General features: G+C 40.4%; 23 protein-coding genes and 1 pseudogene. 6 read left to right on the forward strand and 18 right to left on the reverse strand.

The features are described from left to right. Nucleotides 1-9: 9 nt before the first annotated feature. The 8 genes from ACX17N_RS01405 to ACX17N_RS01440 all read right to left on the reverse strand — a co-directional run bounded on the left by ACX17N_RS01405 (nt 10) and on the right by ACX17N_RS01440 (nt 7,975). Nucleotides 10-1,416 carry a hypothetical protein gene (locus ACX17N_RS01405; RefSeq protein ID WP_458890803.1) on the reverse strand — a complete coding sequence of 469 codons (1,407 nt, stop codon included), beginning with the start codon at nt 1,414-1,416 and terminating at the stop codon, nt 10-12. Then, a complete protein-coding gene (tssG, locus tag ACX17N_RS01410; protein ID WP_458890804.1) occupies nt 1,409-2,410 on the reverse strand; it encodes a type VI secretion system baseplate subunit TssG in 1,002 nt (333 codons plus the stop codon). The genes ACX17N_RS01405 and tssG overlap by 8 nt, the downstream gene beginning before the upstream one ends. Continuing rightward, nucleotides 2,374-4,179: a type VI secretion system baseplate subunit TssF gene (tssF, locus tag ACX17N_RS01415; protein WP_458890805.1), complete on the reverse strand. Its 1,806-nt coding sequence runs from the start codon at nt 4,177-4,179 to the stop codon at nt 2,374-2,376. Before tssF ends, tssG begins: the two co-directional genes overlap by 37 nt. 17 nt (nt 4,180-4,196) lie before the next feature. After that, the gene (gene tssE, locus ACX17N_RS01420; protein WP_458890806.1) at nt 4,197-4,670 is read right to left on the reverse strand and encodes a type VI secretion system baseplate subunit TssE; all 474 of its coding nucleotides are present in this window, start codon (nt 4,668-4,670) and stop codon (nt 4,197-4,199) included. An 83-nt stretch (nt 4,671-4,753) separates the two neighbouring features. After that, nucleotides 4,754-5,257: an Hcp family type VI secretion system effector gene (locus ACX17N_RS01425; protein ID WP_016165884.1), complete on the reverse strand. Its 504-nt coding sequence runs from the start codon at nt 5,255-5,257 to the stop codon at nt 4,754-4,756. A 46-nt stretch (nt 5,258-5,303) separates the two neighbouring features. After that, on the reverse strand, nt 5,304-6,785 hold the full coding sequence (gene tssC, locus ACX17N_RS01430; RefSeq protein ID WP_458890807.1) for a type VI secretion system contractile sheath large subunit: 1,482 nt from the start codon (nt 6,783-6,785) through the stop codon (nt 5,304-5,306). Then, nucleotides 6,778-7,287, reverse strand: a complete 510-nt coding sequence (gene tssB / locus ACX17N_RS01435; RefSeq protein WP_458890808.1) for a type VI secretion system contractile sheath small subunit — start codon at nt 7,285-7,287, stop codon at nt 6,778-6,780. The genes tssC and tssB overlap by 8 nt, the downstream gene beginning before the upstream one ends. A 25-nt stretch (nt 7,288-7,312) precedes the next feature. Next, a complete protein-coding gene (locus ACX17N_RS01440) occupies nt 7,313-7,975 on the reverse strand; it encodes a hypothetical protein (RefSeq protein WP_458890809.1) in 663 nt (220 codons plus the stop codon). Nucleotides 7,976-8,329: 354 nt separating this feature from the next. Between ACX17N_RS01440 and tssH the strand changes: the two genes are divergently transcribed. Genes tssH through ACX17N_RS01470 form a run of 6 tightly spaced genes read left to right on the forward strand, consistent with a single transcriptional unit; the run spans nt 8,330 to nt 15,890 of the window. Then, on the forward strand, nt 8,330-10,996 hold the full coding sequence (gene tssH / locus ACX17N_RS01445) for a type VI secretion system ATPase TssH (RefSeq protein WP_458891113.1): 2,667 nt from the start codon (nt 8,330-8,332) through the stop codon (nt 10,994-10,996). Nucleotides 10,997-11,022: 26 nt separating this feature from the next. Next, a complete protein-coding gene (tssA, locus tag ACX17N_RS01450; RefSeq protein WP_458890810.1) occupies nt 11,023-12,141 on the forward strand; it encodes a type VI secretion system protein TssA in 1,119 nt (372 codons plus the stop codon). A gap of 5 nt (nt 12,142-12,146) precedes the next feature. Continuing rightward, nucleotides 12,147-13,511, forward strand: a complete 1,365-nt coding sequence (gene tssK, locus ACX17N_RS01455) for a type VI secretion system baseplate subunit TssK (protein ID WP_458890811.1) — start codon at nt 12,147-12,149, stop codon at nt 13,509-13,511. Between the two features lie 12 nt (nt 13,512-13,523). Then, on the forward strand, nt 13,524-14,327 hold the full coding sequence (locus tag ACX17N_RS01460; protein ID WP_458890812.1) for a DotU family type IV/VI secretion system protein: 804 nt from the start codon (nt 13,524-13,526) through the stop codon (nt 14,325-14,327). A gap of 14 nt (nt 14,328-14,341) precedes the next feature. Next, the gene (locus ACX17N_RS01465) at nt 14,342-14,920 is read left to right on the forward strand and encodes a hypothetical protein (RefSeq protein ID WP_458890813.1); all 579 of its coding nucleotides are present in this window, start codon (nt 14,342-14,344) and stop codon (nt 14,918-14,920) included. Between the two features lies 1 nt (nt 14,921). Further along, nucleotides 14,922-15,890, forward strand: a complete 969-nt coding sequence (locus ACX17N_RS01470) for a M15 family metallopeptidase (protein WP_458890814.1) — start codon at nt 14,922-14,924, stop codon at nt 15,888-15,890. Nucleotides 15,891-16,012: 122 nt separating this feature from the next. Here ACX17N_RS01470 and ACX17N_RS01475 read toward each other — a convergent pair whose 3' ends face one another. From ACX17N_RS01475 to aguA, 10 genes and pseudogenes are all read right to left on the reverse strand, one after another. Then, nucleotides 16,013-16,162, reverse strand: coding sequence for a zinc ribbon-containing protein (locus tag ACX17N_RS01475; protein WP_458891114.1), 150 nt, complete (start codon nt 16,160-16,162; stop codon nt 16,013-16,015). A gap of 268 nt (nt 16,163-16,430) precedes the next feature. Beyond that, nucleotides 16,431-16,574 carry a zinc ribbon-containing protein gene (locus tag ACX17N_RS01480; protein WP_458890815.1) on the reverse strand — a complete coding sequence of 48 codons (144 nt, stop codon included), beginning with the start codon at nt 16,572-16,574 and terminating at the stop codon, nt 16,431-16,433. Nucleotides 16,575-17,021: 447 nt separating this feature from the next. Further along, nucleotides 17,022-17,942 carry a formimidoylglutamase gene (hutG, locus tag ACX17N_RS01485; protein WP_458890816.1) on the reverse strand — a complete coding sequence of 307 codons (921 nt, stop codon included), beginning with the start codon at nt 17,940-17,942 and terminating at the stop codon, nt 17,022-17,024. 36 nt (nt 17,943-17,978) lie between these two features. After that, nucleotides 17,979-19,184 carry an imidazolonepropionase gene (gene hutI, locus ACX17N_RS01490; RefSeq protein ID WP_458890817.1) on the reverse strand — a complete coding sequence of 402 codons (1,206 nt, stop codon included), beginning with the start codon at nt 19,182-19,184 and terminating at the stop codon, nt 17,979-17,981. Between the two features lie 121 nt (nt 19,185-19,305). Then, a pseudogene (gene proY / locus ACX17N_RS01495) lies at nt 19,306-19,453 on the reverse strand (proline-specific permease ProY); the annotation flags it as partial. A gap of 71 nt (nt 19,454-19,524) precedes the next feature. Beyond that, entirely contained in the window at nt 19,525-21,054 is a 1,530-nt protein-coding gene (gene hutH / locus ACX17N_RS01500; protein WP_458891115.1) for a histidine ammonia-lyase, read from the reverse strand. Nucleotides 21,055-21,215: 161 nt separating this feature from the next. Then, nucleotides 21,216-22,892 (reverse strand): urocanate hydratase, encoded by a 1,677-nt coding sequence (gene hutU / locus ACX17N_RS01505; RefSeq protein WP_458890818.1) that lies wholly within the window; start codon nt 22,890-22,892, stop codon nt 21,216-21,218. A 237-nt stretch (nt 22,893-23,129) separates the two neighbouring features. Further along, the gene (locus ACX17N_RS01510; RefSeq protein WP_458890819.1) at nt 23,130-23,711 is read right to left on the reverse strand and encodes a HutD/Ves family protein; all 582 of its coding nucleotides are present in this window, start codon (nt 23,709-23,711) and stop codon (nt 23,130-23,132) included. Continuing rightward, a complete protein-coding gene (gene hutC / locus ACX17N_RS01515) occupies nt 23,708-24,460 on the reverse strand; it encodes a histidine utilization repressor (protein WP_458890820.1) in 753 nt (250 codons plus the stop codon). The genes ACX17N_RS01510 and hutC overlap by 4 nt, the downstream gene beginning before the upstream one ends. Nucleotides 24,461-24,709: 249 nt before the next feature. After that, nucleotides 24,710-25,813 (reverse strand): agmatine deiminase, encoded by a 1,104-nt coding sequence (gene aguA / locus ACX17N_RS01520; protein ID WP_458890821.1) that lies wholly within the window; start codon nt 25,811-25,813, stop codon nt 24,710-24,712. Between the last annotated feature and the right edge of the window lie 23 nt (nt 25,814-25,836).

A 25,836-nucleotide genomic window follows, 5' to 3' on the forward strand; every position in this document is an offset into this window, starting at 1 on the left:
ATTTTAATATTATGTTTGGTTAAATTCAGTTAAGTCATCTTCGGCATAAACATGCATTAAAGCCTGTGCAGCATCCAAGCTATAAACAAAACCATGAACAGATTCAGGTACCTGTAGCCCCAAAATAAAGGCATAGATTTTGGCCAGATTTTGGGTATGGCCTAAACTGTAATGGCTATATAGATGGTGATGCGGTTGTATCGACGAAGAGTCAAAATATTTTGAAATCTGTTGAATAACCCGAGGCTGGGCAATATTGTCAGGCAACACAATAAATGGCTGTTCTAATTCATATTGTTCAAGGTTTTCAATATTCAATCGTTTTAAAGCATCTGCTGCATTTACTTCATTCAGAACAAGATCCAGAACTTTTATATGAAGCTGTCCTAAAATCTGTACTGTTTGACTGGCAATACAACAACTACCGACAAACTCAGCAGGGATATATTGATCGGTCCGCCAACTATGATCATCAATCAATTCTTGGTCTAATGCCGAATCTGCCACCAAAAGAAATGACACTTCAGCAGTCTGATTTTGGATTTTTTTTAATAAATTCATCCATTTTGAATAACAATTGTGGATATCCCAATAGTGATATTGAATCTTGAGCTGCTGCGGCAGTAATCCTAAGTTATGTAGAAAATCCTGTATAAGATGCTCACTCTCAGTTTCATTCCAAACATGCAATAAAGTCTCGGATAGCACCAGATGTACATTGAGATGATTTAAACGTGGAATATCCTTAAGCGCAGGGATCTCTTCATCCTCTTGAGCATCTGCCTTGATCCAAGCAGGATGAATACGATATTCATAGGCAAGCTGCTGATCATAAAACATAGCCGATTGTTTTAAATGCTCAACCACATTGAGTAACACCTCTTCGTTTTCATATAACTCGTTCTGAATAAAGTGCTGAATCCGCTTCTGAATGTTTGCAATGAATGAATCTTCAAACTCCTCATCTTCAGCAGCAGTCAATTGCTCCTCCATACGGTACGATAAAATTGGATTACCAATATGATTCATAAGGACTGCATCTAATGTTGGAGCAAGCATATCCAAAGTTTGATGAAACGCCTCTTGGTTCCTTCCGATTGCACTCTGCAATGAGGTTGCATAGACATGCAATCGGATATGCTCCACTTCCGCTGTTTTATTTGCGACTGAGTCAGTCACGCTGTTTTCTGCCTGCATCTGCTCATTCAGCTGTTTTTTCTGCGATGCGGCTTTATACCCAGTCCAGATTAAATATGGACTTAACAGTATTAGACTGATGACACTGGGTAACAAAAACAAATACAGGAATAAATCTTCAGCCGTAGGCTCGAACTTTGAATCTTGCCAATAGACAATCACGACAGCAGAACTTAAGAGAAATACACTTAAGACTGTACTTACTATTAGCTTAAGCATATGAAATTTCCCGAATCAGCGGATAACAAAACTGTTGGTGTTCTTGGTGATCATCAGACAGCAAGAAGCTGCTCTGCCCTAATCCCATATTTCCCTGAGAACTGAGAACGATAGAATGCATTTCATCCATTTTGAGAATAAGACGAACATCAACTTGTAATGTTGGGCTACACCAACTTTGGACTATTTTTTTGAGTTTTAGACTTAAACTTTTTTGCGGTAAATAATCCAAATAATCTTGATGGCTTAATGGACCAATTTGGATTTCAATCTTTCCATCCACTTGGCGGATTTTTTCACCACAAAAGGTATTTATACCCAATGAACTTTGATGATTTCCGCCCAAACAGGTTTTTTGCTGATCACTCAAATAAAATGTTTCAGTGATAAATTCTTGAATATGCACCTGCTGTTTTAATACACAATGCAACATGGTCTGCATCGCATGCACATTATTATTTTGACCTTGCAACAGACCAGAAAACTCAGCAAAGAAATGTACTAAATCCGTATCTTCCGTATGATTTTTCTGACATCCACTCAAAGCATGTAAAATATTTAAATAGTGGTTTTCTTGCTCAATTTCATAACGAATAGGTAAATGATAAGTTAGGCTAGAATCGACATACTGACTGGTTAACTTATGATTAAATAGCCCGATAAATTTTTGAATTTCAAGTCGTTGCTTTCTAGCTGCTAGCTTTACTTTCTGCGTATACGTATAGGGTAAAGCTCCTTGTATCCCCATCAACCCAACAATCAGGTTCTTAATCTCAACTTTTTCATCATTAACGGTTAATGACTCGATTTCTGCCGCAGGGAAATTCAGATTAATTGAACTTTCAAAACTGAATTGACTCGACCAATCCAACCCCTGTTTTAATGCAGGCTGATGACGTAACAAACGTGTCGTTTGTATAAACTCATAAGCGGTAGGAACTTGAAATAAGTTATCAATTACAGAAGCTTCTTGCCACCAACGTTCTGCACGCATTGGTATAACTCCTGTCCTGATTGATCATCAATGATATTCAGATCGATAAAACTGTTCATCTGAACTTTTAAATTAAAAACATGACTTAATAATTGACTAAATAGATACAGACTATGCCCTCGAAAGACTTCCGATTTCATCACTAGACTGACCTTTAAACCTCGCACAAATGCTGGAAATGGCTTGGTATCCATCATTTTATGACTGAGCTCAAACTTGACCTGCTGAATTGAATTAATCAGCAAATGATTTTCTTGTGAATTCGGTAAATTATATAAAGTCAGTAATTCCTGAATGGGCTGAACCGAATCATCTTGCATTAAAGACATTAAATTGAGTGACAGGTGAGAAACCAGACGCCATTGTTCAGATTTATGTCCCGAAAATGCATAACACGCTGAAGGTCTTTTTAATACCAATGCTCTGCGAATTAATCCTGTGCTGGTGGAATTTAAAACCTGATGACTCATACTCATGGCTTCATAAGGCAAGTTACCATTCGAGCACAGCAAAGTTGAGCTAATAAAGTCAGATTTTATTTCTTGCGGATTAAGATTTTTAGAAAGAATCGAGTAAAATATTTCACAGTTTTTCTGATTTTGTTTTGTATTTAAAGTATAAAAATACTGAAGATTATCTTTGTGTGCATGACTCATTGCAAAAAAAGGAGAAATTGGATAATTCACTTCTTCTTGATCATGTTTTTCTCTTATCATTTGCATCTTTAAAATAGAATACACCCGATAAAACTCAGGATGATGGGCATCGGTTAAAATTAGATATTCTATTTTTTTATGATCAATCTTCTGTGGCTCGGCTTGTTTTTCAAAAAGATTAATGGCTGGGCTGGTAAAGAGTTTAAAATTCGCAATACTTAATGCAGAATAATTATGAACTAGGACGGGATCACTTAAATTTAATTTCAAGTGTACCTGCAATTCAAAATGATGACCGTGTAGTTTTAATTGCTTAAGAAAGTTTAGATTCAAGTTTAAATAATTAAATTTTTCTGGAAAACAAAAATACTCCATCAACAGGCGATAAGCATGATGAGTATGTTGATCGCGCGGTAATACACTTTCATTTTCGCCATACCCCATAACAGTAAAGGGATTATCAATATATACGACATGTTGACCCGATTTTATACAGAACCGAGTTTCTGATCTAAACACCGCATCCAAAAACTGTAAGGGAAAATTTGATATTGCATCCAAATAAATCGGAAGTGATTGATGTTCTAGCCAATCTTCCGCTCCATTATACACTTCGAAAGAAAATGCTAATGATGCATTTTGATTTAAATGAATATGTGAACTTTGGTTAGAAGTGAACTCTAACCCTTTCAGCTGTATGGGTAATAAATGCACATCCAAACTGGTTTTAAATTCACACTGAACCCCCTTAACACTTCTGGATTTGAGTGCGGTTTTGGCAGGAATCACATGGACTTCAGTTAATTTTTTTTGCTTTTCAATGTCTTCAAAACTGATGACTGTGCAGGCAGGGAAATGACGTAAATATTGCGGAAACATCACCTCAAACAAAGAATGGGTGAAGAGGTCGTAACTATCAACTAACTTCTTATCAATTCTAGCAGCAATCAAGGAAAAGGCTTGAATAAGCCGTTCAATGTGCGGATCATCAATTTGTTCTTGATTCAATGATAAACGTTGCGCAATTTTGGGATACTTTTTAGCAAAATCACGCGACTGTTGCCCAAATTCTTGGAGTTGCTTTTCGTAATACGGTAAAAGTTCTTCTATCACAATATTATCCTGAAAGCTTAAGACTGGGCTGACACAACATATTGTTGTGTTGTAGGTTTTAATAAAGCATCGAAAACCACAGGTTCATACAAAGGATGAATATTTAAAAAGGCCTGAATGGTTAAACAGAGTGCCCCCATATTGTGACCATCTAATAGCATTTCGACTTTGACTTGTCTTAAACGAGGTTCATGCGCAGAAATAGATTGTTCAATCGATTGGCAAATCTTATCTCGATCTAATGGATTTGCGGTTGATAAACCAACAAAATCTATAATGCCAAATTGGATAATTGACTGTTTAACCAAGGGATATTGGTCTAAAGCAGCATCTAACTTTGCCACACGACTATTCAGTAAATCTTCAAGATCATTCGCAACAGACTGTCTTAATTCTTGTAATGACAAACCGTTTATAGTCTCATTTTCTGGCAGTAAACGGTCAAAAAGTGTCGAACGGAAACCGTAAGGGTACAACTGATCTAAGCTCATTTTGATGATCTAAATTCAACAGTGATTTATTCAAAAAATAGAGGACAAGCCATGCTGTCCCCTATTTTCAGGTCGTTGTTTAATTAAGCAGCATAAGATGCCGTGTTATTAGACAATGACCATTTCTTAGTCACAGCACCTTTCGCAGTACCATTAATATCCTGTTGATTATACGTCCACTCAACCGCAGCATATTTCAAACCAAAGGTTTCAGTTGGTACACCTTCTTCATTCACGCTTGGCGCTACACTCGAAACTAAGACATGCTTAAGTTTGATTTGAAGATATTTGATACGCTTATCACCATTGGCACGGTAAAAATCGATTTGTACTTCATCAAAGGTATAACCCGCTGAACATGCTTCCCAAAGTTTAGGACTCGTTGCATCCAGGTCTTTGACAAAATGCATATCTGCATGTTCCACACGTTCAGCCGTATGACCACCGACGCTTGAAGAAGTTGCAGATTTTGGCTGACGGATATTGTGTGCCCAAGAGTTTACCTCTAACCAGCCCTTATGCTCTGAGTCGCGTGACTCACCATCAACTTTGTATTTACCTCGAAACTCGACGTATATATCTTTCATGGAATTATCCTATTATAAAGTTCTTAATTATTTAGCTGTTCTTAATTTAATTAGAAGACTGAGGCAACTCAGTGACAAGTCGCAAAGAGACGGACAACTCGTCCAGCTGGAAATGTGGTCTTAAAAAAACCACAGACTTGTAGTGACCAGGCTGTGCTGGATTTTCTACAACTTTCACGGATGCTTCTCTTAAAGGAAATTGTGCTTTCGCTTCTTGAGAAGCCCCATCATCCAGTAATACATATTTAGCAAGCCATTCATTTAAAAAGGCTTCAACATTTCCTGCCGAAGCAAAACTCCCGACTTTATCTCGCATCATTGCTTTTAAGTAATGTGCTATGCGAGATACTGCCATGATGTATTGGATTTGACTGGATAAAGCTGAATTGGCATTTGCGGTATCGCTATCGTATTTTTTAGGCTTTTGTGCAGATTGCGCACCGAAAAATGCTGCATAATCAGTATTTTTACAATGCACCAAAGGAATAAAGCCCAAATCACTCAGCTCTTTTTCGCGACGGTCTGTAATTGCAATTTCGGTTGGGCATTTAAATGCAACTTCACCATCGCTGGTTTTAAAGGTATGTACAGGCAGCCCTTCGACTAAACCACCACCTTCCACCCCGCGAATCGCGGCACACCAACCATGCATATCAAAAGCATTGGTTAAACGCGTACCAAAGGCATAAGCAGCATTCATCCACAAATATTCATCATGATTTTGGCCGGAAACCTCTTCAACAAAATTGAAACCTTCGGTTTGGGTTCCTTGTTTCGGATCATAAGGTAAACGCCCCAAAACACGTGGCATAGTTAATGCAACATAGCGCGCATCATCACTTTCTCGGAAAGAGCGCCATTGTACATATTCAGCTGTCTCAAAAATTTTAGAAACATCACGTGGTCGGTCAATATCGGTAAATGATTCAAGTCCCAACATATTGCAGCTTGTGGCAGAAATAAATGGTGCATGCGATGCTGCAGCCACATGAGAGATCTGCTCCAGCAAATACATATCTGCTGGTGTACGATCAAACTCGAAATCACCAATTAAGGTTGCATAAGGCGCACCACCAAATGACCCATATTCTTCTTCATAGATTTTCTTAAACAACGTGCTTTGATCAAAGTCAGTCGCACTTTGAAAATCTTTAATCAATTCTTTTTTGGTGGTATTAAGCATGCGAATCTTAATTAAAGGATTCGAAGGTGACTCTTGGCAGAAATAATATAGCCCACGCCAAGTTGATTCGATTTTCTGAAACTCGGCATGATGCATAATTTTGCTGAGTTGCTGCGAAATTAAGTGATCAATTTCAGCAATACGCTTATCAATCGACATAGACATATTGTCAGAGACGGTGATAGTTCCAGACATGACTTCTTTTGCAAGTTCTGCAATCAGACTTTTTGCTCGATCATGTTCATCATCAGTTCTGGCAATACGGCTTTGCTCTACGATTGAATCTAATAAAGTCAGCTCAGTATTATTGTCTTGAACAGCAAGAGCAGATTGCATATTACTCATTGTCTGCTCCTGCTTCTTGACTCAATTGTCGAACTTGCTCGGTATTTTTCAAAACCTCATCAAGTAAATCTTCTAGACGCTCACTATTTGAAATTTTATTGCGTAAATCGGTCAGACGTTCACGTGCTTCTACCAATTTACGCAGTGGTTCAATCTGTTGCGCAATATTTTCTGGACGAAAATCATCCATAGATTTAAAGGTCAAATCAACCCCAAAGCGCCCACCCTTTTCTGTCAGGGTATTTTCTACCTGAAACGCTGCTCGAGGTGCCAGTGATTCCATAACTTCATCAATATTCTCTAAATCAACATTGATAAATTTCTTATCTTTTAATTTCGTTTTTTCATGCTCAGATGCCGCTGAAAAATCACCTAACACCCCAACAACAAAGGGTAATTCTTTGATTTCTTTACCTTCACCGACTTCAACGTCATACGTTAATTGAACACGTGGAGGACGAATACGTTGCAATTTTTTTTGCACGCTTTCTCGTTTAGCCATGATTTTTTAACCTTAAATTAAATTGTTATAGACCTGCAAAAGGATTGCTACTGGTATTGCTCGTAGTTGTATTTGTTTTCGCTATGCTTGTATTGGGTTTCGTTTTGTTTGCTGGAGGGTTGGCTTTTGATTTAGTTTTACTTTTCGAAGCAGATACTTTAGTGGTTTTTGCTTTCGACGATTTAGAAGAACTTGGATTCTTTTCAGCAGTATTAAGTGCTGTTTCTAACAACACTGAAGCGGGTTTAGCTGAATTGATTGCCCGCGTAAAATCCTGCGCTGCGGGGTAAGTAATATCTGAACTTAAATAACGCATTTCTTTCTGACGCATCTGTTTTAATGCATCATTAGCAATACCAGTTGCTGCTAAAAATTTAACATCGGTCAGTGTATTACCTTGCACTTTTTCTGCTTCAAGTTGCTGAACAATGGCTAATGCTTTTTCATTTTTCCCAATCAACTGAAAGCGTTGTGCAGCTTGAACTAAATATCCATTTTTATTATCTGCATTTTTTTTATCACAGATTTGAGCATAGGTTTTTAATAAAACAGAATCTGTTTCACCAGCAATCAGCGGATTTTTCTTAATACAGCTTCTTGAAATATCCACTTCTGCATTACTCGCGAGTGTACTCATAGATACACAGCACAATGATAAACATGCAGATATCAAAATATTAGTTTTCAAAACAACCTCTGTTTATAAAGTATTTATCTAAAGTTTTAACCACATTCACTGGTTTTTACTTTATGTATTTTTAAAGTAGGCAGATTTAACTAAAAAATAACCGCACTCGTCAAGACAAATTTCGTCAACTTATGACAATTAGCAAGTGTAAATAACACTTTTTTTCTTAAATTTTATGGTATAAGATGCGCACGACTTTATACCAATTAATTAAAAACATAATTTTTCATATTAAAAGTTATGATTTTTTGACTAAGAAAACTTGATTATTACTTTATTATTAATAGCTTATTCACTGTATATTTTTATTTTAAAGTAAGCATTTATTCTTAGTCTCAAAAGCTGAGATCCATGATGAATAATTTAAAAGTTTTAATTACAAAATTGTCTATACCTGTGCGTGATGCACTTGAAAAGGCAGCGAATTTTTGTGTTTCTCAACAAAATTTTGAAATAGAAATTGAACATTTATTCTCTGAAATTGTTAAACAGCCTGCTGATAACGATTTAAAAATATTACTAAAAAAATATAAAATTTCTGAACCTGATTTAATTCATGATTTATCACAGAGTATTGCTCAATTACCCAAAGGCAATACTCGCACCCCTATTTTTGCACGATCGATTGTCCGATTATTTGAACAAGCTTGGTTGGTCGCCTCTGCTGAACAAAAGCCCGTTATTCGCAGTAGCCATCTTCTGGTCGCCTTACTTACGGCTTCAGATCTCTTTCAAATTGCCAGCCGAGCGTCTTCACTGTTAGAAAACTTTCCAATTGACAGCATGAAGCATCAATTTGGGGAATTATGTCAACAAAGTATTGAATCTGAGCCAACTACAGCAAAGCATCCCAAATCTGATGTGAGCTCCGATACTACACAACAAAAATCTGCCAAAACACCTGCACTAGATCAATACACCATCAATTTAACGGAAAAAGCACAACGAGGTGAAATTGATCCAGTCATTGGTCGTGAGCATGAAATTCGTTTAATGCTCGATATTCTGATGCGCCGCCGTCAAAATAATCCAATTTTAACGGGTGAACCCGGTGTTGGAAAAACGGCTGTTGTTGAAGGTCTCGCATTAAAAATTGCACAAAATAATGTGCCTGTAGCACTTCAAAATGTGCAATTACGGACCTTGGACATGGGGCTGTTACAAGCAGGTGCCAGTGTCAAAGGTGAGTTTGAAAACCGACTCAAACAAATTATTCAAGAAGTCCAAAGCTCAAGCCAAGCTATTATTTTATTTATTGATGAAGCCCACAGCCTAATTGGAGCTGGAGGTCAAGCTGGGCAAAACGATGCTGCGAATTTACTAAAACCTGCCCTTGCCCGTGGTGAACTGAGAACAATTGCTGCAACGACATGGGCTGAATACAAACAATACTTTGAAAAAGATGCCGCTTTGAGTCGTCGCTTTCAAGTAATTAAAGTTGAAGAACCAAGTGAAGCTGTTGCGATTGATATGTTGCGCGCCATGATTCCAGTCATGTCCGCCCATTTTCAACTCGCAATTGATGATGAAGCCATTATTACCTCAGTGCATGCCTCACATCGATACATTACAGGAAGACAACTTCCAGATAAGGCAATTAGTGTATTAGATACGGCTGCCGCACGGGTTGCATTGACCCAGAATGCGCAACCAGTCGCCTTAGATCAAGATAAGGCGCAATTGCATAATTTGCTATTAGAACTAAATATCCTTGAAAAAGAAAATCAGCTTCATGCGATTCATAATGAACGTATCCACCAGATTAAACAGTCCATTCAACAATTAGAACAAAATATCCAGACTTTAGAACACAAGTGGCAACAAGAATTAGCACTGGTGCAACAAATTCAAGCGCTGCAACAGAGTAGTACACAACAGCCAACTGAAACAATCGCTGAGCTCCGAAAACAATTGCGTACTCTACAAGGTCAGCATCCGCTAGTGTTTGAACGCGTAAATGCAACGATTATTCATGAAATTATCTCTGACTGGACTGGTATTCCTATCGGCAATATGGTCAGTGATGAAATTAAACAAATTTTAAGTTTAGAAGAGCAACTTTCTCAACGTGTCATGGGGCAACCTTATGCCTTAAAGCAACTGGTGCAAGGAATTAAAACATCTAAAGCAAAATTGGAAGATCCCAATAAACCTCAAGGTGTGTTTATGCTAGTCGGACCAAGTGGGGTCGGTAAAACAGAAACCGCTTTGGCATTAGCACATGAGCTATATGGTGGTGAATCCCATCTCATCACCATCAATATGTCTGAGTATCAAGAAGCTCATACCGTTTCTTCATTAAAAGGTGCACCTCCAGGTTATGTTGGCTACGGTCAAGGTGGTGTATTAACTGAAGCTGTGCGTCGCAATCCCTATAGTGTGGTGCTGTTGGATGAAATTGAAAAAGCCCATAGTGATGTTCAAGAACTGTTTTATCAAGTCTTCGACAAAGGAACACTAGAAGATGGTGAAGGTCGCGTAATTGACTTTAAAAATACCACGATCTTGCTAACCTCCAACACTGGCTCCAGTGCCATTATGCAAGCCTGCTTAAATCAACCCATTGAGCAATGGCCAACCGCGGAACAATTGCTAGATCAACTTAAACCAAGTTTATATCAGCAATTTAAGCCAGCCTTTTTAGGTAGAATGCGCATCGTTCCCTATTTCCCATTACATGATGATCTGTTAATTCAGATTATTGAGCATAAATTAGCGAAAGTCATTCAACGACTAGAACAGCAATACCAAACACAAGTGCAGTACAGTGCTGAAGTCCCAGAACTGTTACTAAGCCGTTGTACCGAAGTTGATAGTGGTGCACGCAATATTGACCACATTTTAAATGCAACGATTTTACCCGCGCTAGCAACAGAAATTTTACTTGCCCTTAGTGAACAAAAGCTTCCTCAACAGATTTGGATTGATGTGAAAGATGATGAGTTCATCTATGTACTGGATCCTCACATTAAGTCGGCCAAGAAGAAGATTGCTAAAAAACCTAAATTAGAAACCTTGTAAAAACAGACTCGGATTATTCAGTACTTATGAATTTTTCACTTGAATCCTTGCTTGAACCCATAGCGGGTTCTCGCGCTTGTGGAGAGGATTTGTCTTTCTCCAATGAATTCCATGCCATAAAAAAAGCCAAGACTCAGGATGACCCTTTACTCGCCTTGGGTGATTGGGTTACGGAACCTAAACAGGCAGATTGGCAATTTGTTGCTGAGCAAAGTAGCATGCTGCTTGCCAATAAAAGTAAAGATATTCGCTTACTGACTTGGTTATCTGAAGCTTGGGCACATTTATATGGCTTCCAAGGTATTGCCTCAGGATTAGAATTATCCTATCGCTTACTAGAGCAATACTGGTTAAAGCTACATCCTGAAATTGAAGAGGATGATTTAGACCAACGCCTCGGTCTACTCAAAGGTTTAGTTAATCAGCTGCCAGTGCTTATCAAAAAAACCCCACTGATGGAAACTTCCCCTGCTTACTCATTGTTTGATTATGAAAACTTTCTTTATCAACATAATCAACTCCGCAAGCAATCTGAAGATGAGGATCATGGGGTTAATGCTCAACAGCTTGAACAATTTGAGTCAGCGCTAGCGACAAGTGCTCAAAATATACAACTACAAAATTACCAAAATTTTGAATTAATTTTGGCGCACTGGGAAAGTTTGAAGCAAGTGCTTGATCAATTGATGCAGCTAGAAGCCCCAAGTTTTGCTCAGATCGATTCTCAACTTGAAGATATCCATAAATCCTTAAAAAAAATTTATAAACCCGATCTGTTACAGACCAAGCTAAATACAACTGCACTGACCGCAATGCCTGACAGTAATCTCGGAACACCCCTGCCCGATATCTCCAATACCATGACAACTATACCTCAGCAGCAACCGCAAAATTTTCAAGCTTCAGCACAAAGCCACCTACAGAATCGTGAACAGGCAATCAAACTTTTACAAGATATTGCCGAGTATTTTAAAACACATGAACCTCATAGCCCAGTGAGCTACATGCTACAAAAAACTGTGAAATGGAGCCAAATGCCTTTACATGAATGGCTGGCTCAGGTCATTAAAAATGAAAACCCACTGGAATCTGTACAAGAATTATTGGGTGTTCCTGCAACTAGCAATGAAACAAGTAACTGGTAATTTATATGTTTAAAGCAGAAAAGATTCTTTGGGGTGAGGGGCTTTTTTTACGTCCGCAACACTTTCAATTACAAGACCGTTATCATGAACAACATTTAAATCACACCATTCGATCTACTATTCCTTTTGCTTATGGTGTGCAAAAAATTAATTTCGATGAAAGCCAATTAAATATCAACGTACTGACTTTGTCATCAATTGAAATGATTTGGCAAGATGGCGAAATTTATACGGCTCCCGCACGTGATCTTTTACCAGAACCGATTTTACTGGATCATTTAAACGTGCGTGGAGAAATGCAAATTTACCTTGCAATGCCCATCGTACAAGCCAATAAAAAAAATGTCTCTTATGAACAAACCACGCAACCAAGTCGCTATCACTGTTATTTAAATGAAACCCATGATCTATTTACCGATGCTTCCCCAGCAGAGATTTCGCTGTTAAAACGCAGAGCTGAATTTAAATTATTAGAGCCTCATGTCATACCATCACATGAAATGGATGGTTTTCTCTATTTACCTGTTGGCAAGATTAAACGTCAAAGTTCTGGTCAGTTTGAGCTTGATCATAAGTTTATTCCGCCTTTGTTACATATAGAATCTAGCGAAGCATTATTTAATCAACTTAAACGCACGCTGAATGTGATTCGTGCCAAAATTAAAACCATTCAAACCAATAATCGTGAAAACGAACAGAAACTAATTGAGTTTAGATCGGGTGATATTGTTTCATTTTGGCTGGTGAATGCCTTAAATACCGCTTATTCCAGCTTAAATCATATTTTTCAGCATCCACAAATTCACCCTGAACGTTTGTTTTGCGAATTATTAAGATTAACGGGATCGTTACTGACGTTCTCTTCGGCACATGACATCGATCAACTGCCTCAATATCAGCACCATCAGTTACAACAGAGTTTTTATCATTTAGACCAAATTCTACGTGATCTATTAGACACCATTATTTCGAATCGCTATATCAGCATTAGCCTGAAAGAAACACGACCATCTTATTGGGTCGGTAGTCTTGAAACAGACAAAATTACTCGTGACACTCGGCTTTACGTCGCAGTATCTAGCAGCATGATGCCAACCCATGAGCTGATTCAGATTGTTCCTTTACGCTTTAAAGTGGGCAGTACAGTGGATGTTGAACAGCGAGTGGTGGCCGCTCTTCCTGCCATTCCATTACATCATCTGATGCAAGTGCCGACCGCGATACCAGTCCGCTCAGGCGTGAGTTACTTTGAGGTAGAGCCACATCATGAGCTTTATCAAAATATGCTGGATTCAGAAACTATTTGCATCTATGTCCCTTCTGGTTTTCAGGACATCAGCATTGAATTAATTGCGGTCATCAATGGTTAAGGAGTAATTAGAATGAATTCGACAACTAAAGCTCCTTCCCTCTTTGATGATGGTCAGATTGGTAGCAGCATTCCACAAAGTATGCCAATCACTACGCAGCAAAGTTCAACCTTAACGGATCTGCTGTACGATGGCTTCTACATTGTATTCTTATTACGTAACCAATATATACCAACCAATCCCGCTCAATTTCGTGAGAAAGTACTGGATTTATTGCATCGTTTTGAACAACAAGCACGAAAATTACAATTTTCAGCCAATGATATTCATGATGCGAAATATGCCTATTGCGCACTACTCGATGAAACAATTGTGACCCAGCAAGATGCTGCATTTTTTAACTTGCAGAATGTCTGGTTGATTAATCCCCTACAATTGAGCTTGTTTGGTTCGCAATTAGCAGGCTATCAATTCTTTGAAATTTTGGAACAGTTACGACATAAAGGCAAAGAACGGCTGGCATCACTAGAGGTCTTCCATTACTGCATGTTATTGGGGTTTCAAGGAAAATACCGTATTGAGTCGATTGAAAATCTGAACCATTTAGTGGCTCGCGTTGGTGATGAAATTGATTTTCTCAAAGGTAAAAAAGCTGCATTTTCTCCATTCTCCGCATTACCCGACCAGATTAAGAACATCATTCATAAAGAACTACCATTTATTTGGATTATCTTATTTTTATTCATATTCAGTTTGCTTGCTTTCGCAGGCTTAAAGTACTCATTGAATCAACACACCCAGACCTCTCTTGCACCCTATGAAAATGTAATTAGTACGCCTGCCGAACAGGCCAATATTACGATTTATTTACCTTAAATTGTGAGTGGCTCATGGCACTAGAAAAACAGAATACAATACGTATTTTAAAATCCACACCAACAAAACCACAAAAAAAATCATCTATTTATGTTATTTGTGGTTTTTTGGGCGGAATTGTTTTGAGTTGTGGACTGTTTGGTTTTTTTTACTATTCCCAAGATTCAGAAATAAGTAATCTACATCCTTCAGACCATCAGCAAACGGAATCCGAGACAAATACACATATTCCTCAAGCAACTGAGCAAAGTGAAATGAAGGAGGATGATCTCGATTATTCCAATCAAATTAATGAACAGGAAATGTCAACACTGTTCAAGCATCCTGTAAATCCTACTGTAAATCTCAACAGTCATGTTCAGCACACCTCCCCTTTTGCACAGCTTAACCCAGAACCCCAATTCGTGACCAAGGATGTCATTGTTATAGAGAAAAATGAGAAAAAAAATCAGCCAACACCGACGAAACCCAAACCATTAGCTCAAGGGGTGGTGAAACCTGCACTATTGGATCAATTGGATAAAGAAATTGAATTAGTCCAACCTCAAGCACAGACGATCCTCGCTCCATCTACTCCTGCACATTCAAACTAAGATGATTATTTTTATTAGTTGCAGTTTTTTAGCCTTAGTGATTGGACTGAGCTTGTTAATGTCTTACGAACTGCGGCTACGGACTCTCAATTATGTCCGCATGATTTTACCCAGTAGCAAACAGAAACTTGGGCATGCACGACATTTTGCCCAAGAGATGAGTTATGCTGCCTCGGCTGAACAAACCCAGACACATTGGCATTTACAGCAATGGTGGATTTTAATTGCAGGATTTTTTTTATTAGGTAGTGTGTTGCTGTTCGCTTTTACGCGACCTATTGACCCCACCAAAGTTGAAGCCAATTATCTGGAAAAAGTTGACCCTCAAATTTACGCCTTATTAAATGGTGAAATGTTAACTCCACCACCTGAAGTGGATGAACAATTGGTGGATGCAGCAATTGTTGAAGCAATGCAACTCGAACAACAATATCAGGCACAGAGTCATCCGAGCACAGCACCAGCCTTCTCTTTAGAACGTGACAGTACCTTCGAGCAAAGTCATGGGCATTTTGAGACTGCATTGGTCGACCGTAAATGGGATCGTATGAATCCTCGTTACAAGCAACGCTTATTGATGGTCTTTAAAATTATGAAAGAGCGTTATAACTATGAACTGGTTTTGTTAGAAGGTTACCGTAGTCCTGCTCGACAAAATATGCTGTCCGGCAATAAAAATACCACTCGGGCTAAAGCCTTTCAAAGCTATCACCAATTTGGCTTGGCTGCGGATGTGGCTTTCAAACGTGATGGCAAAGTTGTAATTTCTGAACGCGACCCATGGGCATGGCGTGGCTATCAGCTATATGGCGAGGTTGCGGAGTCAGTCGGTTTAACTTGGGGGGGACGATGGAAGTCCATTCAGGATTATGGTCATACCGAATATCGCATGCCGGGTTTAAAGAAAACCGCTGAAATGGCAGAAAAATTAACCTCAGAAAGTCAACTTTTAGCACAGGATCTAAATTAAGCGCATGATGAATAGCTCTGACTAAATTTTATTAAAGTGTAGACCACAAAAAGCCCTATGCAGTAATAGGGCTTTTCTTTTAAAACAGGATTGACTGTTTTAGTGATGTTGCACAAGCACGTTTATTTTTTAAATTCGGTGCAATGGCATTTGGTACACGGGGGTAAACGATCAGTACCAATTTCTAAGTAGACTCGACGTCCGCATTGAACACAAAAATAGAAGCCTGTTCCAGGTTTTTCGCCAGCAGTAATCATTTTTGTCCTCCTTATGTTCTTTTAGAAATGGTTTCCCTAGTATAACGCGCTTCATCCCAATGTCTATTGATCATTTTAAAAAATAATGATGTCATAAATGTAAGAAATGATGTAAAGCTAAAACCGTAACGGTTTCGGTCTAATCGATTGCGCTTGACTTGCATTTTTGTCTACCAAATGACTGAGGCATGATGTCGAACTAAAGTTCCATCCAACAAAAAGCCCTATCAGGTGCGACAGGGCTTTGATTCGAAACAGCGGATAACTGTTTGCAGGGTGCGACTTATGCAATCTTATTGTTGAATTGATTGCCAAGGCATTTGGTACACGGAGGTAAACGATCAGTACCAATTTCTAAGTAAACGCGGTAGCCGCATTGCATACAAAAATAGAAGCCTGTTCCAGGTTTTTCGCCAGCAGTAACCATTTTTGTTCTCCATGTGTTTTAGAAATGGTGAACAAAGTATAGACAAGCTATGCAGATTGTGGAGGATGTTTCGTGACCGCATGGGTCAAATAAAATCATACCGGAATAACATCGGTTTAATGAGCCCAAATCGCGGATAAACCATCCCCTTTGAAAATGGGAAAGGCTCAAGCGAGCTATTCAATTTTTTTAAAGCAGAACTGTATGGGCTTAAGCATACGTCTGGCTCTGCCCAGTATTTATGAGATTGTTTTTTGGGCAAAGTCCCAAGTGATACAGGTGTTTTGGTTGAGCGTGATAGATCTAAATCGGCCTATTTACACAGTCAATATAATAAGCCGATGATGCTAATGTATAGCATCATCGGCTAAAACAAGATTCAGATGAAGTGATTCATTCTTGTACAGTTGGGTTCGACTCAGCCAACCATGCATGCAAACCTTGGTCTCAATCAAATAAATAATTAAAAATCAAATATGCTGCGAGCTTAGCGGTTCTGTTATCCAAATCGTAATTTGGATTGCACTCAGCCACATCAAATACCCGAATTTTTCCCGTTTGCTTGATGGCTTGGAACAATGGTTCAAATATATTTAAATCAATACCTTTGACCGCTGGTGCACTCACCCCTGGGGCAATACTGGCATGAAAAACATCTAAATCAATGGTGACATACAAGACATCTACCTGATCCATAAATGCTTGAACTTTTTCAATCAATACCGGCAGTTGAGCCAATTGCAATTCATGGTCGTAAATATAACGACAATTTAAGCGATCCGCAGTATTAAACAGCACTTTGGTATTGGCATGCTTGGCTACACCAATGCACAAATAATGAAATGCTTGTTGATGCTGTGCGGAAAGCTGAGCTGCATTTAAAAATGGGGTACCTGAGGTCACGTGCTCCGCTTCACGCAAATCAAAATGAGCATCGAAATTGATAATGCCAATCTTCTGCTGAAACTGATGTTGTTGCACATACTGGAACAAACCCGAAAAGCTACCAAAAGCGACCTCATGCCCTCCACCCAGCACAATCGGTTTCATGTCCTGTTCAAGGCTATGTTGCACACGGCTTGCCAATGCGGCTTGTGCCTGTTCTAACTGCCCCTGCTCACAAATGACATTCCCTAAGTCCTGCAAATGAATATTTTGATGGACAGGCAAGTTAGCCAATTGGCTACGAATGACATTTGGTGCTTCGGCTGCACCAATACGTCCTTTGTTGCGCTTTACTCCCTCATCTGAGCTAAAACCGATCAGGGCATATTCAGCCGTTTGCTCTTGATTGATGATTTGGTGAATACGGCGATGTTCTTCTGTATCGCCATCATTTCGACCTTGCCAAGTAAAGGTTTGATTCATTTTTTTCAATCACTCTATGCAATAAGGAGCCAATGGTTAAAACTGGATTTCTACACCATGCTGAATAATCCGTTTAGGTAAATCACCACCTAACCAGTAGACAATTTCGGATGGGTGTTCAATATCCCACGCCACAAAATCAGCCAGCTTGCCTTGGGCTAAACTGCCGTGTGTGTCGTGTAAACCAAGTGCCTGCGCCGCATGAATAGTCACACCAGCCAAGGCCTGTTCTGGGGTTAAACGGAATAAAGTACTGCCCATGTTCAGCATGAGGCGTAACGATAATGCTGGTGAAGTACCGGGGTTTAAGTCACTAGATAAGGCTATACGCACCCCATGTTGCAGCAAACTTTGCATGGGTGGTAATTGGGTTTCTTTTAACAAATAGAACGCCCCCGGTAACAACACCGCGACGGTGCCTGCTGCAGCCATGGCTTTGACATCATCTTCGGTCATGTATTCCAAATGGTCTGCCGAAAGTGCATGATAACGTGCCGCAAGACTTGAACCGCCCAAAGCCGACAATTGTTCGGCATGCAGTTTAACGGGTAAGTTCAGTGCTTGAGCCGCTTTGAACACGCGTTCGACTTGCGCAGGAGAAAATGCCAAATATTCACAAAAGGCATCCACTGCGTCGACCAAACCTTCCGCATGTAGTTTCGGTAGCATTTCGGTACAGATATGCTCAATATAAGCATCGCTTTGATCTTGATATTCTGGCGGTAAAGCATGTGCTGCCAAGCAGGTACTCTTGACCGTCATGGGCAATGTCTCTGCCACCTGACGAATCACGCGTAACATTTTGCGCTCATTGGCATAATCCAGACCGTAGCCCGATTTAATTTCAATGGTAGTCACGCCATCGCGCAGCATACAGCGGATACGCTTTAAGGCAGATGCCAATAACTGTTCTTCGCTGGCCTCGCGTGTTGCACGTACAGTACTGGCAATGCCCCCACCGCTGGCTGCAATTTCCGCATAACTCACGCCTTGCAAGCGTTTTTCAAACTCCACACTTCGGTTGCCACCAAAGACACTGTGGGTATGGCAATCAATCAAGCCTGGTGTTACCCAAGCCCCATTCAGATCAATACGCTCGGCATAATCGTCAACAGGTAAATCTTGTTCAGCACCAATCCAGTCAATCAACTGCCCAGAGGTCACAATGGCTCCCTGCTCAATGCTGGAGTATTGTCCATTTTGCATGGTGGCAATGTGGCAGTTGTGCCAAAGTTTTTTCATTCCAATTCCTCACATTGCCCAAGCATGCACTGCAACTTGGGCAATTTACTAATGAGCTTTACATTTCAAGCTGACCAGAAAGATTTTGATCTTTCACTTTGAGCGTGTTTTGTTTTGGTTTGCCCCATATGTTATAGGCAATACAAAGTAGGGCTAATTTAATGGCCGATGCTGAACCGTAAAAAAGCCCCGTTCAATGGCTGAACCTAAGGCCAAAAACGGATATGGCGAGTATTAAGACCCCGCTGCAGTGAAGCCTGTTGTGACATTATCATCTCCGATCCTTGAGGAAGTTTATTAAGTTACGGCCACTTCATGTGGCCGTTTGATTCATCACTTTTTATAAACTTGGCAGCAAATCAGGGATTAACAATTCATTTAAACAGCCACTTGCCAGTAATTCACTTGCTTGCTCAATGTCTGGTGCAAAGAAACGGTCTTCACTATAATACGGCACTTGATCACGTAAAACTTTGCGCGCACGTTCCAGTTTTGGAGAGCTTTTTAGACCTTCACGGAAATCTAAGCCCTGACACGCACCTAACCATTCCACGGCCAAGATGCCACGCACGTTATCTGCCATGTACCACAAGCGTTTACCTGCATTTGGCGCCATAGAAACGTGGTCTTCTTGGTTTGCTGAAGTCGGCAAGCTGTCAACGCTGGCAGGATGAGCCAATGCTTTGTTATCACTCGCCAAAGCCGCTGCGGTTACTTGAGCAATCATAAAGCCTGAATTGACACCGCCATTGGCCACCAAGAATGGTGGAAGTTGTGACATATGGCGATCCATCATCATGGAAATACGGCGTTCAGACAATGAACCAATTTCAGCAATCGCTAGGGCTAAATTATCTGCCGCCATAGCCACAGGTTCTGCATGGAAGTTACCGCCTGAAATCACGTCACCTTCAGCAGCAAAGACCAATGGGTTGTCAGAAACTGCATTCGATTCAATTTCAAGTACTTCAGCCGCTTGACGAATTTGAGTTAAGCACGCGCCCATCACCTGAGGCTGGCAACGTAATGAGTACGGGTCTTGAACTTTGCTACAGTCTTCATGTGAATGCGCGATTTCACTTGATTCAGTCAATAAGTCACGATAAGCCGCAGCGACATCAATTTGACCACGCTGACCACGAACTTCATGGACACGTGCATCGAATGGGGCACGTGAACCGAGCATTGCTTCTACGCTTAAACCACCACAGACAGTTGCCGCAGCAAACAAATCTTCCGCTTCAAATAAACCGCGTAAGGCATAGGCCGTCGAGACTTGCGTACCATTCAGCAAAGCCAAGCCTTCTTTTGCAGCCAATGAAATTGGCTCTAAACCTGCAATTTTTAAAGCTTCAACTGCTGGAAGCCATTCGCCTTTATAACGTGCTTTGCTTTCACCAAGTAACACCAAAGACATATGAGCCAATGGTGCTAAGTCACCAGATGCCCCTACAGAACCTTTAAGGGGAATATGTGGATACACTTCAGCATTAATGAGGGCCAAAATAGCTTCAATGACTTTACGACGAATACCCGAGAAGCCGCGTGCCAAACTGTTGGCTTTCAACAGCATAATTAAGCGAACCATCGCATCATCTAATGCTTCGCCTACACCAGCTGCGTGTGAAAGTACCAATGAACGCTGTAATTGCTCTAAATCTTCAGGCGCAATTTTGGTCGAAGCCAATAAACCAAAACCTGTGTTAATGCCGTATGCCGTACGGCCTTCATTGACGATTTTTTCCACACAAGCAACACTGGCTTCAATGGCTGGCGCTGCACTTTCATCAAGTTTAACCTGAATCGGATTTAAATAGGCTTGACGGAGTTGAGCTAAAGTTAGTGTACCTGGTTGAAGTAACAGTTCCATTTTTTCGTTAGAATTTGAATATGTTTGACGGAGATCAGCTAAAGAAGTTGTATCTGATTGAAGTAAGAGTTCCATTTTTTCGTCCTGTAATGCACGATACTGTGTAATTACGATGCTATTGACTTAAGCAACAAGCATCGTAATCCATGTCCATAAAAATATTATTGCGTGATCATTGGCAAGTTTAAACCTTGCTCTTTTGCACAGTCGATCGCAATCTCATAACCTGCATCAGCATGACGCATTACCCCAGTTGCTGGGTCATTGGTCAATACACGCGCAATACGTGCTGCTGCTTCATCGGTACCATCACAGACAATCACCACACCAGAGTGTTGCGAGAAGCCCATACCAACACCGCCACCATGATGTAAAGATACCCATGTTGCGCCGCCTGCAGTATTCAACAAGGCATTCAATAATGGCCAGTCAGATACAGCATCTGAACCATCTTTCATGGATTCAGTTTCACGGTTTGGACTTGCCACTGAACCTGAGTCTAAGTGGTCACGACCAATTACGATTGGTGCAGATAATTCACCTGAACGTACCATTTCGTTGAACGCTAAACCAAGTTTAGCACGTAAGCCTAAACCTACCCAGCAAATACGTGCTGGCAAGCCTTGGAAGCTAATGCGTTCACGCGCCATGTCTAACCAACGATGTAAATGTTCATCATCAGGAATCAATTCTTTAACTTTAGCATCTGTTTTATAGATGTCTTCTGGATCACCTGAAAGTGCTGCCCAACGGAATGGACCTACACCACGGCAGAATAATGGGCGGATATAAGCAGGAACGAAGCCAGGGAAATCAAAGGCATTTTCTACGCCTTCTTCTTGCGCCATTTGACGAATGTTGTTGCCGTAGTCAAAAGTTGGAACACCCATTTTTTGGAAATCAAGCATCGCCTGAACATGCTTTGCCATCGATTGTTTCGCAGCTTTCACTACCACTTCTGGCTCAGTTTTCGCACGTTGACGATATTCTTCCCATGTCCAACCAATTGGCAAGTAACCATTCAATGGGTCATGTGCGCTGGTTTGGTCAGTCACCATATCTGGATGCACGCCACGACGAACCAATTCAGGTAAAATTTCTGCGGCATTGCCATGTAGCGCAATTGAAATTGCTTTGCCTTCTTTTGTGTATTTTTCAATACGCGCTAAAGCATCATCTAAGTCAGTGGCTTGTTCATCCACATAACGGGTACGTAAACGGAAATCGATGCTCGCTTGTTGACATTCAATGTTTAAAGAACAAGCACCTGCAAGTGTTGCAGCCAATGGTTGTGCACCACCCATGCCGCCTAAACCAGCGGTTAACACCCAACGACCCGTTAAGTCACCGTTGTAATGTTGACGACCTGCTTCAACAAACGTTTCGTAAGTACCTTGAACAATCCCTTGGCTACCAATATAGATCCAAGAACCTGCGGTCATTTGACCGTACATTGCTAATCCTTTGGCATCTAACTCGTTAAAATGTTCCCAGTTGCCCCAATGTGGCACCAAGTTCGAGTTTGCAATGAGGACACGTGGAGCATCTTTATGGGTTTTAAACACACCGACTGGTTTGCCCGATTGCACCAACAATGTTTCATCAATTTCTAAATTTTTCAGGGTTTCTACAATTTTATCGAAACATTCCCAGTTACGTGCAGCACGACCAATACCGCCATAAACCACCAATTCCTTTGGATTTTCGGCAACATCTGGATCAAGGTTATTCATCAGCATACGTAAAGGGGCTTCTGTTAACCAGCTCTTCGCATTCAATTTTGTGCCACGTGGTGCGCGAATTTCTACATCACGAAATTTTGTTGTTGATGCTGTCACAATCGGACTCCTTCCATTGATTTTTTCAGCAGAGATACTCTGCCTTATCTGTACAATAATGTATGGACTTGTATATACATCCATATACTACACAAAACAAAATAATTGAAAAGATGCTTTTTAATATTTTTTATAAAAAAACAATAAGTAAATGTATTTATTGCTTTTATTTTTTAATAGCAATAAAAAAACACATACAACTACAAATTGTATGTGTTTTTTTTGAAGCATAAAAACTTAGTTTTTTGTCAATTCAATGAGACAACATTGTCTAAACTGGGCTGCTTTGAATTCTATAACGTGTAGCTTTTGATGCGCTTGGATCAACAAACTCTGCTGAGCATCCAGTACCAAATCTTGTCCATCTACACAGAGTTCAATTTGGCACTGGGCATGATTAAATAAAAAAATCACATCCGCTGCGGAAAAAAACTGCAAGGGTTCAGCCGTATGAATCCATTGATAACGCGCAGCGTATTTGTCAGGATCATAAATTAAATTAAAATCGCGGATTGCCCCTGCAACCAAATCACAACTGACTGACTGCTCGCCACCAAATTGGGCCGTTTGCATGGCATTGAGCCGCAAGGTTTGATCTTCAATATGTAAATCAATGCCCTCACCTTCTAATACAGTCAGGAGCCGTTGCATCCCGAAAAATGGAGAAAATGCCCCCGAAGTGGTGACATCTGCCATAGAAATGCGCCAATCAAAGGCTGCTAAATCTTGCCCTGCACTACGCGCCAACTCCAAGGTATAGCCCGCTCCGTTTTTCCATGGCATTTTTTTATAGTCACTGAAACTGAGTAACTGCATCATGGGGTAAATTTACCTTCCAAGAAGTAACGACTACCGGGATAAATCAGTCGGGCGCTGGAAATTAACTGTTTATTCGACCATGTACGTCGACGAATCAGCAAGCAAGGTTCAGTTTTATTAATTTTTAGCCACTTACATTCTTGAGCGGAAGCTTGAATCGCGGTCACGACGTGTTCGCCTTCCGTGACTGGGGCTTTCGACATTAAATACGCATTCGGGGTAATCTTGGTGAAATCTTGGCTTAAATAATCAGCAATGATCGTCGGATCTACCAGTCGATCTTCAATCTGGACAGGGACATTATCTTCATAATGCACAATAATTGAATGATATAATTTTTGCCCTTCACGCACCTGCATTAATAGACTTTGTTCAGGATTGGCTTGGATTTGTTCGAGCACCAACACTTCTGCATGGTGTTTATGGTTTCGGGCAATAATTTCATCTGCAATGTTATTGATTTGAAATAAAGCTGTACGCCCTTGTCCTTCAGCAACAAAAGACCCCACGCCTTGAATACGTACCAATAAACCTTCGGTCGTCAGTTCACGTAAAGCACGATTGACCGTCATTCGGCTACACCCGAGCAAATTCACCAATTCACTTTCTGAAGGAATCTTTTTATTAACCGCCCATGTTCCTTCATAGATTTTCTGTGAAATCATTTGTTTGACACGTAAATACAATGGAACAGGACTATCATCCTCTAAAGATAACTCCAAGTCGTGTTGTGTAGACCCTCGTGGCATTTGCTAAACTCTTACAAAATAATCAAATTTAGTCTATATTACCCTAAGCTTATTTGTATATACAAGTTCATACAAATTGTTGTTTTTTTCAGTCATCTTCTCTCGGCTTAAAGTTTGGAAAAGCTTATCACTTCGCCTAAATATCGAAAAAATCTGGGAATTCTTAGCTCCATATATCAAACCACTCAGTTACACATAAAAAAGCCATGCTGTCGCATGGCTTAATGTTCGGTTTTCCTACATCAACGATTAAGCTGGAATTTGCTGGGTAATACAGTGAATATTACCTCCACCCAACAGAATTTCACGCGCAGGAACTCCGGTGATCAAATAATCAGGATACATTTGCTGGAACAATGCTTGTGCCTGCTCATCCGTGCTTTCATCGAACAATGGGAAAATAATCTGTTGATTACTGATCAGGTAATTCACATAAGAACCCGCTAAACGATTGCCCTCCACACGCTCAATGGCATTGCCTTTTTGCACGTCATGCGTTTCGTTGTCACGCGCATACAATGGACCCGGTGCAGGCAGTTTCCACACCTTCAAACGGCGACCTTGGGCATCTACAGTATTTTCCAATACCTTAAGTGCCGCAACAGAACGTGGGTATTGTGGATCTTGTTCATCATCAGTCCAATGTAATGCCACTTCGCCCGGACGCACGAAACAACACATATTGTCGACATGACCATCTGTTTCATCATTAAACACGCCTTCTGGCAACCAGATAAATTTGCTCACGCCTAAGCATTCTTGCAGAATTTCTTCAATTTCAGCCTGCGTCAAATCTGGATTACGATTTGGATTCAGTAAGCATTCTGCTGTGGTGAGTAAAGTGCCTTCACCATCGACATGAATGGATCCGCCTTCCAATACCAAAGGCGCCGAGTAGGTGTCGAGTTCATGCATGGCAGAAATTTGCTTGGCAATCAGTTGGTCTTGATCCCATGGGAAATATAGCCCCCCATTTTCACCGCCCCATGCATTGAAAATCCAGTCAATTCCAAGGCGTTCACCTTGTGCATTTTTCACAATGGATGGACCTGTATCACGTGTCCAAGCATCATCACTTTCCATCGCATACAACGTCACTTCTGCAGGCATAGTTTGACGTGCTTTTTCCATTTCAGTCACTGGGACAGCCATAAATACAGGTGTCTTTTGAGCAATGGCTGCTGCCACTTGAGCAAAGGCCTGTTGTGCGGGTTGCGCATTATCACGCCAGTTATCGGTACGAAACGGCCAGATCATCCACACGGCTTCTTGCGCTGACCATTCAGCTGGCATGCTATAGCCTTGTTGTTTTGGCGTTGTCACGACTTGTTGCTTTTCTACCACGAGTTCCATATTTACTCTCTTTTAATTTCAAT

Source organism: Acinetobacter sp. GXMZU3951 (assembly GCF_054457875.1).

Bases quoted from the DNA above. Each gene is read 5' to 3' on its own strand.
- ACX17N_RS01405 (WP_458890803.1), bottom strand. From the start codon at position 1,416: ATGCTTAAGCTAATAGTAAGTACAGTCTTAAGTGTATTTCTCTTAAGT.
- tssG (WP_458890804.1), bottom strand. From the start codon at position 2,410: ATGCGTGCAGAACGTTGGTGGCAAGAAGCTTCTGTAATTGATAACTTA.
- tssE (WP_458890806.1), bottom strand. From the start codon at position 4,670: ATGAGCTTAGATCAGTTGTACCCTTACGGTTTCCGTTCGACACTTTTT.
- ACX17N_RS01425 (WP_016165884.1), bottom strand. From the start codon at position 5,257: ATGAAAGATATATACGTCGAGTTTCGAGGTAAATACAAAGTTGATGGT.
- tssC (WP_458890807.1), bottom strand. From the start codon at position 6,785: ATGAGTAATATGCAATCTGCTCTTGCTGTTCAAGACAATAATACTGAG.
- tssB (WP_458890808.1), bottom strand. From the start codon at position 7,287: ATGGCTAAACGAGAAAGCGTGCAAAAAAAATTGCAACGTATTCGTCCT.
- tssH (WP_458891113.1), top strand. From the start codon at position 8,330: ATGAATAATTTAAAAGTTTTAATTACAAAATTGTCTATACCTGTGCGT.
- tssA (WP_458890810.1), top strand. From the start codon at position 11,023: ATGAATTTTTCACTTGAATCCTTGCTTGAACCCATAGCGGGTTCTCGC.
- tssK (WP_458890811.1), top strand. From the start codon at position 12,147: ATGTTTAAAGCAGAAAAGATTCTTTGGGGTGAGGGGCTTTTTTTACGT.
- ACX17N_RS01460 (WP_458890812.1), top strand. From the start codon at position 13,524: ATGAATTCGACAACTAAAGCTCCTTCCCTCTTTGATGATGGTCAGATT.
- ACX17N_RS01465 (WP_458890813.1), top strand. From the start codon at position 14,342: ATGGCACTAGAAAAACAGAATACAATACGTATTTTAAAATCCACACCA.
- ACX17N_RS01470 (WP_458890814.1), top strand. From the start codon at position 14,922: ATGATTATTTTTATTAGTTGCAGTTTTTTAGCCTTAGTGATTGGACTG.
- ACX17N_RS01480 (WP_458890815.1), bottom strand. From the start codon at position 16,574: ATGGTTACTGCTGGCGAAAAACCTGGAACAGGCTTCTATTTTTGTATG.
- hutG (WP_458890816.1), bottom strand. From the start codon at position 17,942: ATGAATCAAACCTTTACTTGGCAAGGTCGAAATGATGGCGATACAGAA.
- hutI (WP_458890817.1), bottom strand. From the start codon at position 19,184: ATGAAAAAACTTTGGCACAACTGCCACATTGCCACCATGCAAAATGGA.
- hutH (WP_458891115.1), bottom strand. From the start codon at position 21,054: ATGGAACTGTTACTTCAACCAGGTACACTAACTTTAGCTCAACTCCGT.
- ACX17N_RS01510 (WP_458890819.1), bottom strand. From the start codon at position 23,711: ATGATGCAGTTACTCAGTTTCAGTGACTATAAAAAAATGCCATGGAAA.
- hutC (WP_458890820.1), bottom strand. From the start codon at position 24,460: ATGCCACGAGGGTCTACACAACACGACTTGGAGTTATCTTTAGAGGAT.
- aguA (WP_458890821.1), bottom strand. From the start codon at position 25,813: ATGGAACTCGTGGTAGAAAAGCAACAAGTCGTGACAACGCCAAAACAA.